Origin of the sequence: Paenibacillus sp. ACRRY (genome assembly GCF_022346995.1) — a bacterium.
In the GTDB taxonomy this organism is placed as follows: Bacteria; Bacillota; Bacilli; order Paenibacillales; family Paenibacillaceae; genus Paenibacillus.
In genome coordinates this window covers 152,066-164,849 of the sequence record NZ_JAKRNM010000008.1, presented here as the reverse complement: position 1 = coordinate 164,849, position 12,784 = coordinate 152,066, and the positions used below count along the sequence as shown (strand labels likewise).

10 protein-coding genes are annotated in these 12,784 nt (G+C 43.9%); 1 reads left to right on the top strand and 9 read right to left on the bottom strand.

Translation table 11 applies throughout. The features are described 5' to 3' along the window. Positions 1-12: 12 nt before the first annotated feature. From MH144_RS23410 to MH144_RS23370, 9 genes are all read right to left on the bottom strand, one after another. Positions 13-948, bottom strand: coding sequence for a carbohydrate ABC transporter permease (locus tag MH144_RS23410; RefSeq protein ID WP_239304631.1), 936 nt, complete (start codon positions 946-948; stop codon positions 13-15). A gap of 72 nt (positions 949-1,020) precedes the next feature. Continuing rightward, positions 1,021-2,322 (bottom strand): ABC transporter substrate-binding protein, encoded by a 1,302-nt coding sequence (locus MH144_RS23405; protein WP_239304629.1) that lies wholly within the window; start codon positions 2,320-2,322, stop codon positions 1,021-1,023. A gap of 527 nt (positions 2,323-2,849) precedes the next feature. Continuing rightward, positions 2,850-3,974, bottom strand: coding sequence for a GntR family transcriptional regulator (locus MH144_RS23400; RefSeq protein WP_239304627.1), 1,125 nt, complete (start codon positions 3,972-3,974; stop codon positions 2,850-2,852). Positions 3,975-4,133: 159 nt separating this feature from the next. Continuing rightward, positions 4,134-5,684, bottom strand: a complete 1,551-nt coding sequence (locus tag MH144_RS23395; RefSeq protein ID WP_239304625.1) for a hydantoinase/oxoprolinase family protein — start codon at positions 5,682-5,684, stop codon at positions 4,134-4,136. Then, positions 5,677-6,780 (bottom strand): DUF917 domain-containing protein, encoded by a 1,104-nt coding sequence (locus tag MH144_RS23390; protein ID WP_153977501.1) that lies wholly within the window; start codon positions 6,778-6,780, stop codon positions 5,677-5,679. The genes MH144_RS23395 and MH144_RS23390 overlap by 8 nt, the downstream gene beginning before the upstream one ends. Continuing rightward, positions 6,781-8,046, bottom strand: a complete 1,266-nt coding sequence (locus MH144_RS23385) for a cytosine permease (RefSeq protein WP_239304623.1) — start codon at positions 8,044-8,046, stop codon at positions 6,781-6,783. Positions 8,047-8,176: 130 nt separating this feature from the next. Further along, complete coding sequence (locus tag MH144_RS23380) at positions 8,177-9,706, bottom strand: PucR family transcriptional regulator (protein WP_239304621.1); 1,530 nt, start codon at positions 9,704-9,706, stop codon at positions 8,177-8,179. A gap of 360 nt (positions 9,707-10,066) precedes the next feature. Next, complete coding sequence (locus MH144_RS23375; RefSeq protein WP_239304619.1) at positions 10,067-10,819, bottom strand: nucleotidyltransferase domain-containing protein; 753 nt, start codon at positions 10,817-10,819, stop codon at positions 10,067-10,069. 11 nt (positions 10,820-10,830) lie between these two features. Next, positions 10,831-11,142 carry a nuclear transport factor 2 family protein gene (locus MH144_RS23370; RefSeq protein WP_239304617.1) on the bottom strand — a complete coding sequence of 104 codons (312 nt, stop codon included), beginning with the start codon at positions 11,140-11,142 and terminating at the stop codon, positions 10,831-10,833. A 767-nt stretch (positions 11,143-11,909) separates the two neighbouring features. On the opposite strand from MH144_RS23370, the gene MH144_RS23365 reads away from it, so the two are divergent. Beyond that, a complete protein-coding gene (locus MH144_RS23365; protein WP_239304615.1) occupies positions 11,910-12,617 on the top strand; it encodes a CAP domain-containing protein in 708 nt (235 codons plus the stop codon). The last annotated feature ends 167 nt before the right edge of the window (positions 12,618-12,784 follow it).

The window sequence follows — 12,784 nt, the reverse complement described above, 5'->3', positions numbered from 1 at the left end:
CTTACTTCCTCCTTATTTCCCTTGATAATGAACCCAGCGTTTAGACGTAATAAAAATAATTCCGGTTAATGCCATAACGATAATAAATAAGATCCAGGCCATTGCGGAGGCATAACCCATTTTGAAATACCTGAATCCGTTCTCATATAAATACATGACGTAAAATGTCATGGAATTTGCAGGAGTTCCTTGCCCTTTGGTCAACGTATAGGGAAGAGTAAACTGTTGGAATGCACCAATCATTCCCATGACAAGGTTGTAGAAAATAACGGGAGTGAGCAAAGGCAGGGTTACCTTTCTCGTTTTCTGAAACCAGTTAGCTCCATCGATTTGCGCCGCTTCATAGTACTCATCAGGGATGTCTCCTAATCCAGCAAGGTAGATAACGACAGCTTGCCCAATACCCCAAAGCGACATCAGAATGAGAGAGGGCTTGGACCACGACTCACCACCAAGCCAAGCGGGCCCATCGATACCGATATTCGCTAACATCCCGTTCACCAATCCGAAGTTTGGATGTAACAGCCACATCCACAGAACAGCCAGAGCTACTTGTGGCACGAGAGTAGGTAAGAAAAAGATCGTTCTGAATACAGCCATACCCTTGACCTTCATATTCAACATCATAGCGAGTGCCACACCAAAAAATATACTTAAGGGAACAAAAAATACCGTAAAATAAATCGTGTTGTATATGGATTTCCAAAACAAAGGATCATGGAAAAGATCTCTATAATTATTCATCCCGACAAATTCACCAGGCTGTAGAATGCTGTAAGTCGTGAAGCTGAAGTAGATGGACATTAGCATGGGAATTGCATAAAAGCATAGCAGCCCTATAGCCCAAGGTGAAGCAAACAGCCACCCAATCACGTGAGTTCTGCGGAGTGCTCGTTTCCTTGCCGAAGGAATTGCTTTTACTTGAACTGGATCGGCCAGTTTCGCCATGTACATTCTCCTTCCAATTGTCATTTATGAATAGGCAAGGAGAGAGAGTTCGCTCCCTGCCTACCGAGCACTCTATTTGTCGTATTTTTCTAAAGCCTTATTAACCGTCTCTGTAACTCTATCCAGGTTCTCTTTCGGAGTACCGTTACCGCGGGTAGCCTTTTCCGTAGCGGAAGCTAACTCATTCCACAGCAGTTGTCCTTCAGGAATAACCGGGCGGTTATGTGAATTGGGCAAGATATTAATAAATTCCTTCATAATCGGATCGTCTTTGTAACCGTATTTGTCGTTAACTGAATCAATAACGGAAATTTGAGAGTCAGCGTTTAATAACGTTTGCCCCTCTTCTTTCCCTAAAAATTCGAGGAATTCCCAAGCAGCAGCGACGTTCTTGGCGCCTTTAGGGATAATAGCGGACCCGCCTCCCGACCATGTCGTAAAATTAGTACCTGTTGGGGTCGGTATTGGTGCAACACCGTAGTTTAAATCCGGCTTAAATTTTTCGATACCCTTCACCGTGAAGTTTCCACTTATCTTCATGCTGACTTGACCGGAAATGAACGGATCCATTTCCTCCGTACCCGCTGCACTTGTGAATCCGGCGATATCCTCGACATTGTATTTTTTGCCGAAGTCGGTCATCCATTGTAATGCTTCAACGACTTTAGGATCATTTGCGGTAATTTTGCCGGTGGCAGCATCCTGGAATTCTCCTCCAAATGCCCATCCCCAAGTATACAGCCAGCCTTGCGAATACCATGGGATGAACCCGATCCGTTTGAAACGTTTACCTTCCTTGATGGTTAACTTATCGGCGGCCGCTTCAAGCTCGGCGATCGTTTGTGGTGGTTTGTTGGGATCCAACCCTACTTCTTTGAAATGATCCTTATTGTAAAATAGCAGGCGAGAGTCCGTATCCATCGGCATTGCATAAAGCTTTCCTTGATAACTGGACTCCTCCCATGCAAATGGATAATACATTTCCTTACGTATTCCGGATTCTGCTGCCATCGAGGATAAGTCAGTCAGAGAACCTTGTGCAGCCCAAGTACCGACCTTAAACCGATCGAAAAGTGCAACGTCAGGAGGATTGCCGCCTGCGACTGCAGTCAGCAGCTTCTGATCGGATCCCTCGTTGGATTCTGTATAAACCAAATTCATTTTGATCGTAGGGTTTTTCTCCTCAAATGCCTTCACGACTTTATTCATATTATCTAAATCAATTGAGGTAAGACCATGCCACATCGTAACCGTTGTAATCCCCTCTCCGGCCTGATCGCTAGAGCCTCCCTTCGTTGAACAAGCCGTTACAAGTAGTAACATAACCAGAAAGCAAACAAGAATTGGAAATGCGAATTTTTTGGATCTCCTCATTCAAAGTCCCCCTTAAGTTAAATGAACTCGTTTAACTTGAATTCCTATAGGATTCACTTCATTTCCTGATCATCCACAACTTATGTAAGCGCTAACAACTTCGGTGATATGAACTATTAAAATCAGAAAATGATGAACACCGTGAATTTGTTATAGGAACTCACTAGTTATACTAAGTATATTAATATGACATTACAAAACATGTCAATTGCAATATTACGACATCACTATTCATGATGTATGGCTATAATTTAGATATAGAAATCAACGTTTCAAGGTTGGTTGATCTCCGGTCCCCTAACCCATTCCCTGATGTGAAACATGCTTTACCATAAGAAAAACGCTTATCGATATACTTCATAGAAGACAGACCGCGTCTAAAAGAGGTTTTTCTTGCGATATCAGGTCAGGAAGGTCCCTGCTTCGAAGTTTATATGTCTAATATCAAAAAAAAAGTGCCGATAAGCCCCTTGGGACTTCTCGACACTTTGAACTATTGCTTTGGTTTAGCTGCCCTTGTATAAACCTTACCGGTTATCTTTCACGACCATACGATGTTTAATAATGTTCAGCTCGGGAACTGCTGTTCCATGCAATTGAGAGATTAACATATCCACTGCCAATTCACCCATCTGCTTCTCATCCTGCTTAATATGAGTGAAGATGGGTTGACCCAGGTGATCGTTCAGGGAGTCGAAACAAACGATTTCGAATTCCTCCAGAGATTTCCCCATCGAGTGGATGACTTGAGCCAGCATGGTAGCTATTAGGAATTCCGATGCGACAAACGCCTTTACATCAGGGTGTTGTTCCAAAAAATGCTTTACTATTTCTTTATCACTTTCAATCGCTGTTCCATTTATGTTCTTGGGAAGGGTGCCCTTCAAGTTCGTAAAAACATAATTTTTGTTCAAATTCATTCCTTCCTGGGTGAAGGCAAACGTATATCCGAGCAGCCTTTCCTCCAATGTTGAAGTGTTCTCTTCCGGTGGAGATAAAAAGGCAATTTTTTTATGACCTTTGCTAATCAGATGACGCGTAAGATCCATGGCTGCTTTCTTATTGTCTGTATATACCGAACAAACCGGAATTCCTTTTAGATATCTATCGGCCAGGACAATTGGAAACCGATCTAATACAAGTCGAAGCAGTTCAGAATTATAGTGTTGACCATGAATGGGGGTCACGATTAATCCTTTGATGCCTAAACCAATAAATAAGTCGATCGCACGTTTTTCCTCATCCCGATCCCCGCAAGTTCGCTTGATAATGAGTTGATAATTATGCTCAGCACTCCGCTTTTCCATCGATCTAAGAAGTTGCAGGCCAAACTCGTCAGAAAAATTCGGTATAATAAAACCGATCAACCGCTTATCATCCTCAGGAACCAAGGTTGTTTTTACCTCTGAATAGTGCTTCGGTTCTTGTCCTCCAATGATACCATCGGCCACAAATGAACCCTTTCCTTGTATTCTTTTAATAACTCCAGAATCTGCCAATTTCTCCAGAGCCTTTTTAGATGTAATACGACTGACGCCAAATTGTTCAGCCAACTCTTTTTCAGAAGAGACTCGGTCTCCTTCTTTTAATCGACCGTCTTTGATCTCTTGTACAATATAGACATATATCTGCTCGTATAAATGCAATTCCACAAGACCACCCTGACATCATAATATTAATATACTAAGTATATTACACAAGAAGTAATTCGCAAAGTTAATGAGAATACTTTTCCGCTCATCCACTTGCACCTCATCGATAACAAAAAAGAGCCCCACACAAGTTGTATCAACTCATGTGAAGCTCCTCTTCTACTTCATGTTTCCTACGACTTTCACTCGAAGCCTCGTCGCATTTCCCGGATGATAAGCGAGCGGAGTTTCTTCCACTTCCACGAGCTCAACTGTCGCCGGATCGGCGCCAGCAAGTTCCGCCTGTTTCACGGCTTTTTCCCGAGCATCTCTTAATGCTGCCTCACGGGGCTCTGTAGAATAGATGTAAATCTGCTCATATTGGCCGCTGATTTGGGCAATACACGCACCAATGGCGTTAGCCACGCCCCCGTTCTCAGGCTTAATCATATGGGATACCCCGCGAATGGTGTCCGGAATCACGACACTGCCTCCGCCTACCAACACAAGCTCAACATCACCTGAAGATGTCTTCATTTTATCAATGGTCTGTTCTATGATGGCTGCAATTTCGCCCTGCACCTGTTTAGCAAAGTCTTCATCCAGATGCGCTACCAGGCTCTGATCCCCGACATCTGCAAGACCCAGCCGAACGGCAATGTCCGTTGTCGTGAGCGTATTCCCGCCAAAGACAAGAGCCTCTTTTCCGATCCTGTATCCTACGCTGTCCGGGCCAACTGTAATTTTGCCATTCTCCGAGCGCACGATGCTTCCGCCGCCCAGTCCTACTGAGATAATATCGGGCATGCGGAAATTCGTGCGGATATCACCAACCTCGACTGCAACCGACGATTCCCTCGGGAAGCCGTCCTGCAAAACGCCGATGTCCGATGTCGTGCCGCCCACGTCGAGAACCATCGTATCTTTGATTTTTGCCAAATAAGAGGCACCGCGTATGCTGTTCGTAGGTCCACAGGCAATGGTCAGGATCGGAAACTGTTTAGCGTAATCTACTGACATTAAGGTACCGTCATTTTGGCATAAAAACACCGCTGCATCCGATATACCTTCTTCTTCTAATGCCTGCACAAACCCCTCGGTTGTCGTTTCAATGACCTTGCACAATGCCGCATTGAGGATGGTCGCATTTTCCCGTTCGATTAAACCAACCGAACCAATCAATGAAGAACAGGAAACAGGAAATTCGGGTCCGTACATTTGATGAATGAGATCGCGAACGTGAAACTCCTGATCATTTTTAAGGGATGAAAATACGCCGATGACCGCAATGGATTCAATACTACCGCGCCACTCCTCCAGAAGAGCTGTAATTTCGCCTTCGTCAACTTCTCCGAGCAATTGGCCATCGTATTCATATCCGCCCTGTACGAGAGCATATTTACCCGACAGCTTCTGAACCATATCCTCAGGCCAGGACGTGTACGGAGCAACGGAAGCCGTTGCCGGGTACCCCAGACGAATGACACCCACTTGAGCCAGCTTTTTTCTTTCAACGATGGCATTGGTGCATTGTGTTGTGCCTAACATGGCATGTGTGATTTGATTTTTATCAATATTCGCCCCCTGCAGCAGCTGCCGGAGCGAGGTTTCAATCCCTGTGCGAATATCCAAGGTTGTTGGGGATTTCACCGCATGGATCAACTGATGATTCTCGTTCAAAATGATGGCATCTGTGTTGGTGCCGCCTACATCGATCCCGATTCTATACATTGTCAGCCACCGCCTTTTTCACCATTTCCTCAAGTGGTACATAATCGTAATCATAGCCGAAGTATCTTGGACCTGCCGTCTGGATTCCCTTATCCGTTCTCCACTTTTCATGAGCGGGCAATCCAATAACCCGTACGCGTTTACCGTATTTCAGGCTCTCTGTGGTCACAGGCAACAACGTTTCGTAATCAACCAGACAGATCAGATCGGGCGTCATCGCTATCACCTGACCGTTCTTTTCAGCAATCAGGTTTTCATTTTGAAAATGAACCTTCATCTCTCCGGCTTTAAACGCCTCGATGCCTTCGAGATGCATGCAGCCGAGATTAAATCCGCCCTTGGTTTCACGGATGACATCCACAATCTTTCCTTGGAATAGCTCATAGCCGGATACCCGTTTCAACAGCTCCTCAAGCTTGTCCTTGGCATCTCGGTTCTTCGATGTAATGATTGCTCCGATCTGTTCGGACAGGGTTACGATATGATGAACGCCACTCTGCTTGATTTGTGCACCCGTTGCCGGATACAGGCTGACTAAAGAACTGGCCCCCATTTCAACTGTAGCTACCCTGGCGAGCCGTTCTGTCCATTTGTTGTCAATGGTCTCAAAGATGCCAATATTCCCTTTCTCATCCGTTATGGCCATCGGCGTCGCTGGAATGCCGTCCAGGTTAAACGTCACCATCTGAAGCTCCGGGAACGCGCGGCCCATACCGTCACAGTCGATCAGAGGCAATCCCAGCTGTGCCGCAACAACAATCGGAATCATGGAATTGACGCCCCCCGCTTCCATCGGAAACGTACCCGCAATCTTGTCTTTTCCTAAATAATTCGCTAATTTCTGAAAAACCTTCACAAACTCGTCCCCGCGAGGGAATTTCTCCACTAATACGGAAGGCGCCCCCATCATCGCGGCTGGAATGAAAAAGTCCTCATCCCCAATCTCGTCCACGGAATATAGTTTGACAGGTCCAAACTTCTTAATGGCTGAGAGAGCCATCAATTTTCCGATATAAGGGTCTCCCCCTCCACCCGTTCCCAGAAATGCTGCCCCGACGGCAATATGTTCAACAGCTGTTTCATCTAAATATCTCATTTATAATTCCTCCAATATAACAGTCTTCTGAGCAAATAAACGATAGCCGATATAATATATGACAAAAGAAATGACAATTCCGGTCAACGGCTGATTTGGTACCTGGGGCAGGCTTGGGAACAAGGATAACACGACAGGCGTGCAGGCTATGATCGCGCCCACAAGCCATGAGACAACGCCCAACACGTTCACGCCCTCAACCTCTTGCCAGCGTCTCTTATCCCCTTTGCCAAGCACCCAATACGAAGCAATCATCACGCCTGCCACCGGCGGAATCATAGCCGACAGAATGGACATGATCGGAGTAAAATAGTTAAGTATGCCAACGACAGCGAGCACGGTCCCAAGGGTTCCCGCAATGCCGACAGCCCACTTCTCTTTCTCCTTCGAAACGTTGAACACGTTAATTAAGGCAAAACCACCTGAAATCACATTCACAAGATTCGTTTTCCATGTAGCCAAGATCAAAATCATACCGCCAACAAACGGCGTCATGATACTCAAAAAGGTTGCTGTGATGTCGCTGGCTTGGTAAGCAATCGTCAGGACGGCTCCTGCACCAATCATCAGCAAGCCTGCCGGAACAATCCCGAATAGAGCGGCTTTCAAGACATCAGACCGTTTTCTCGAAAATTGCGAATAATCTCCCGCGATGACTGCCCCTAACGCAAATGAACCTAGGGTTACGGCCAGTCCGTCGGTAAAATTCATAACAGCAGCAGGCTTATAATTTTGGATGATCTGCAGAGAGTCCCCAGTCAATGCTTCGATCAGACCGTACACGCTGATTCCGATCAATAAAGGGACGGCAATATAACTGATCACCCGCAGCACTTTAACGCCGTACATGGCCGAAACGACCATCACGAGACCGCAGATGAGTGATGCGAGTGGTACAGGAATAGTTATACCGATCTCGGCCAGCAAATTGGCCAAAGCTTCCCCGCATACATTCGCCTGGATCCCGAACCATCCAAGACACGCAATAGCGAGGATAATGGACAAAATCGTTCGGGAACCTCTTTTGCCAAAAACCTGACCTGCGACCTGAACCGTCGACCTTCCCAAATCCGTACTTTGAATCCCCTGTAAAATCATGAGCAGCACAATAATGGAGTAACCTACTAACGTGACAAGCAATACCTTCGATAGTCCCATGCCAGCAATCAGCGCATTCCCTACCAACAAACTCGGGATGCTGATGACTGCACCAGCCCAGATGATCCCGAGACTGAACCAGGATTGATGCTCTTTAACGGCGTTCATATGATCTCCCCCAATCCTGTTCGTTCGAATATTGTTTTCTTATTGTAAAAGATGAAGGAGGTCAGCGTCTTTTTCAGAAAACAAAAAAAAATCCGATGTTTTTGTCTTATTGGACAAAACATCGGAACTTTTAGTCATGAATGAGACGGTAGACCATGCAGGCAGTATAAACATCGTACGATTCGGAATTGATGGTCACATCATATCCGATGAGCTCGCAAATTTTTTTAATGCGATATTTCACCGTATTTTTGTGGACAAACAACAACTTGCTGCAATCATCCATATTCCCCTTCGCATCCAACAGAAAAGTCATCAGCGTTTTCAACGCGTCAGGGTCGTCCATAATTGGCTCCATGACGGACAGGCATTCTTCAGTGATCTCTTCCCCTTGTTTACTGAGGTCTATGGCTCGTTTCATAGAACGAACTTCAGCTGCGGTGTACAGTTTGCGGTGATGATAAATGCGGTGAACCTCTTTAGAGACCCCGTTAACGAGCTGATACATTCGGCGTACATCCTGTGTGTTACGCATTCTCGGTGAATACACGATGCTTGATATGTCAGCGATGAGACTCGTCGTTTCGATATATTCCGCTGCGATTTCAAACTCATTGTATTTAGAGGAACAATTCCCTAGCAACACGACAACGCAATGATCGATCGTTTGAATGACCGCGGTTTTATAATATTGCAGGAGATGCGCTTTTAAGTCTTCCCTTACCCTTCTTTCCTCCGACAAATCCCGAACGTACACGAGCCACATTATTTGGATCCCGGAAACGTCAATATGGAGCAAACTGGCCAATCTGCGCATTTTTTCGCTTTCATCATTCACGATGGCTTTAACCAAAGCGTACTCGCTGACCTCATTATGCTTGTCTCCCCACAAATTGATGGCCACCTGCACCACTTCGCTGATTTGATCCATCGTCTTCGGAGGCAGCTTCGTATTCTCTTTAATGAGAAACAGGTAAAGGACCTCCCCGTTTTTTTGATGAACCCGTTTGTATTCAACAAAGCAGGACGAATCCAGCTCGCCTTCTCCCAGTCTGCCGTTCAAAATAGAAGGCGCCATGGACCGGATCAGACTCGTCACATCAAGCGATGAATTGCGCGGCCACATGACACGATTGATGATATCCAGATTGCTGTTTGTCAGAACGATGTTCGCTTTCATCCGGTCCGACAGCAGTTTAAGGGTGATTTCCACGCTTCGCAAATGTTCCGGAAGCAGCGAGACCTTTTCCAGTGATTCATTCACGAAATGTTCATTCACCTTCTGATTGCTTACGATTGCCTCCATGGCTTCATAAATGACTTCATTATACCTAAGCGAGTAATCGTTTCTCGGCATGCAAATGATAATAAAATTCAGCGATTCTGCCAGCTCAAGCACTTCATCGGCTATATCCGGCAATACAATGCCAACATAATACAAAATCAATCCCATTTCACCAAGGTCATGCAAGTATTGAACCGTCTGACATTGCTGCTCCACGCTGTCCTTAATGGAATAAAAAGAGCTGATGACCAGCTCTTCAGCATACCATTCTTCTTGAACCGTTTGAATAATTTGCGAGAAGAAATTGACATCTGCCACTTCCAACACAGATAAAGAGGAAACGGTCTGATGAAGCCTGCTTGTTCCAGTGATCACCTGAGCTCCTCTAAATGAAGGAAGCTGCAGTAAATCTTTAACGGTTACCCCAATTCAACCACCACTTTTTTGTTCAATTCATGCTGCTCCTATTGTATCTGTACGTAATCTATATCTGTAATAGATCATTTCATCCAGATGGAGCTTCTCTTCGTAAGAGCTTGTTAAAACCAGGCTATGATGCGCGGCATAACGAAGCAGCCTAAGATAGCTTTCATTATATATTAGTATAACCCTCGCTATGATAAGTAACCAAGTGAGTTCGTGGCCAACTATGAAATTTATTGCATACTCGGCTTAGTCCACTTAGATGCTGAGTCGAGTATCGAGCCGTACCGATAACGCAACTTGTAAACTGCTTTATAATTTTCTCATTGCATTTAGATCGTTCTCAAAATAGCTATAGACTTCATCTGCAATTCCCAGAAACTCTTCAACAAGTACATCACTATCCAAGTAACAAGCATACAGATCCTCAACTAAAGCGGAGTCAATCTCGCAATACTTTATTATGGCATTCTTCATCTCAATAATGTCATCTTGCCATACACCTGTATCTACTATAACCAAAGAGTATAATGCACGAATTAATCTCTTCGAATACCCTTTAATATATCTGGTTTTCAGCGTGTCATCACTAGCAGTAGAAAGTGAACGACGTATACGATCTACTTCTTCCTTGGTCTCTGTATTTAAGTCTAGAATGAACGCTGGAGAAATAATGATCGGTGGTACTTTTTCACCAATATCATTGCCATATACGCAAACACAGATGATCTTAACCCAAAAACCCCACTCATTCGGTTTATTTAACACATCGTCAATTGAGCAAATGATCGTATCAATCTTAGTGACTATTGGATATTCTTTCAAAAGCCTGTCTTTAATATTTGTCAATCTTTCGTAATCAATATCTTCGGGATTTGCACAGACAATAGTAAAGTCCGCATCTGACTTAAAAGGTTTAGCAGTTCCTTTGGGAATCGAGCCACACATATAAACGCTATGAATCTTACCTTTAAATTCGGTAAGGATCTGATCTATATACTTATCAACCAAATCCTTATATTCACTTTGTATTTCAATTCTATCTATAACTTTTTCTAGTATCATATTGATTCCTCCTAAATTAAGAACTTCTTTCGGGCTAACGTTTCCGCATTAACGACGCTTGGCGTATGCCAAGTATGTCCGGAAGCCTCTGCTTTATCTCCTGCGAAAATAATGTTCTTTATTACTTGACGCCTTTGAGAAAATACCTGAATTGACTGCTCTGCTAATGTGCGAAATTCCTGAATCCCCTTTGTTTCCGAATTCACTTCAATGTTTCGAAAATGAATATTTTCATTCAAAACTCCTATTATTCCATCAATGTTAAACGTGTTATATGTGCTCAGGTATTTTTCAATAAGATCTTTTAAATTTGAGTTCTCCATGTCGAATCAAACTCCTAGATTTTGATATTACATATTTGTCCTTATTTCAGATAACGTTGCTGTATTCACGAATCCGAGAGGCTTAAAGGAGCGTAGCGACTGGGTCCGTCAGGACTTGCCTCTCAGTGGTTGTCGCCTGATTCCGCTTCCTTTCTACTGAATTTCGCCTCGTTATGAATCTGCTTCTCTTGTTCCGGTCGACCCATGGCCTTATCAGGCCCGCAGCGTGATTTCTTCCATGATTATACATCTGTCAATCAAGGGGCGATAGCCCCGCAGCTTGAATACTGTGTTAAACGCAGTTGCTGACTTCATCGATTTATCAAATACTAGCTTTCAGTTTGTTTTATATGATGCAGCATATGGTTTATACTCTATAAAATTGTCTGTCCCACCAACGGAGGCGTTTAGTTAAGCAGGACTTCGAAAAGTACACTGTATCTCACAGCAATAATGAATGAGTTAAATTAGTTTGAATAGATTCTTCCAATTATCCATCGAAATACTCCAATCATCAGGAATCCCATTGAAATAGATAACATTCATCCCGTGATGCATTTATGATCCGATATGGCCTCCTTTATCCATAACCATTCGCAGCACGCTTTGCTTTCCTCGAGACACAAAAAAAGACAAGGCGATCTAAATGGTATCGATCATAAAAAAGTACTGGATAAGGAGAGAACCATATTAGGAATAAGTAAATGGCATGCAGGAAAACATAAATCCGGGAACTTCATTAACTAACGGATCTAGGAGGTTGGCAAATGGCAAAGTTTTTCGTTATAACAATATTATTATTGGTGGCAGGCTGTTCGTCCCATAACAATATGATGCAAAAACAAGTGACTCCTGAGCAAAAACAAATTTCAATTCATCAGCATGCTGCTGCACCAAACTCTGTCCACACACAGGCATCATCAACAGCTACATCTTGGCAAGAGAGATCTATTACAACAAAAGAAGCCCAAAATGGAATTCCATTGGATTTGTTGGATCTGATTCGAACACCGGATGGAAATCCAGTAAACCAGGAACCTGCAGGAAATCCTGAAAATAAGGAGCCAACAGGACAAGTACAGGAAGGTAAAAAAAATACTACGGATAAAACAGATTTTGAGCAGCAGGTTCTGGATCTGGTCAATCAAGAAAGGGCCAAAACGGGATTAAGTTCCTTGAGTAGGAATGAAGAATTGTCAAAAGTGGCTATGGTCAAGGCACAGGACATGTACAACAACAGTTACTTTGATCATAATTCGCCAACACATGGATCCCCCTTCGATATGATGAAGGAATTCGGGATAACATATAATACCGCTGGAGAAAACATTGCAAAAGGGCAAACCACCCCTGCCCAGGTTATGAAGGAGTGGATGAACAGTCCCGGCCACAAAGCAAATATACTGAATAATAGTTATACTCATATCGGTATTGCTTATTATAACAACACATGGGTCCAGGAATTTACTGGGTAGCGCCTTTCATCTCCCAACAATAAAGTATCAAAAACCCGCAATTTATGTCGGGTTTTTGATACTTACAGATCCTACATACGCCACCAGTTGTTTTGTTTCCTCGAACCGGAATAAAAGTAAAGATGAGCACAGCCAGTTCAATAAGAAATTGCCACTACATATAGCTA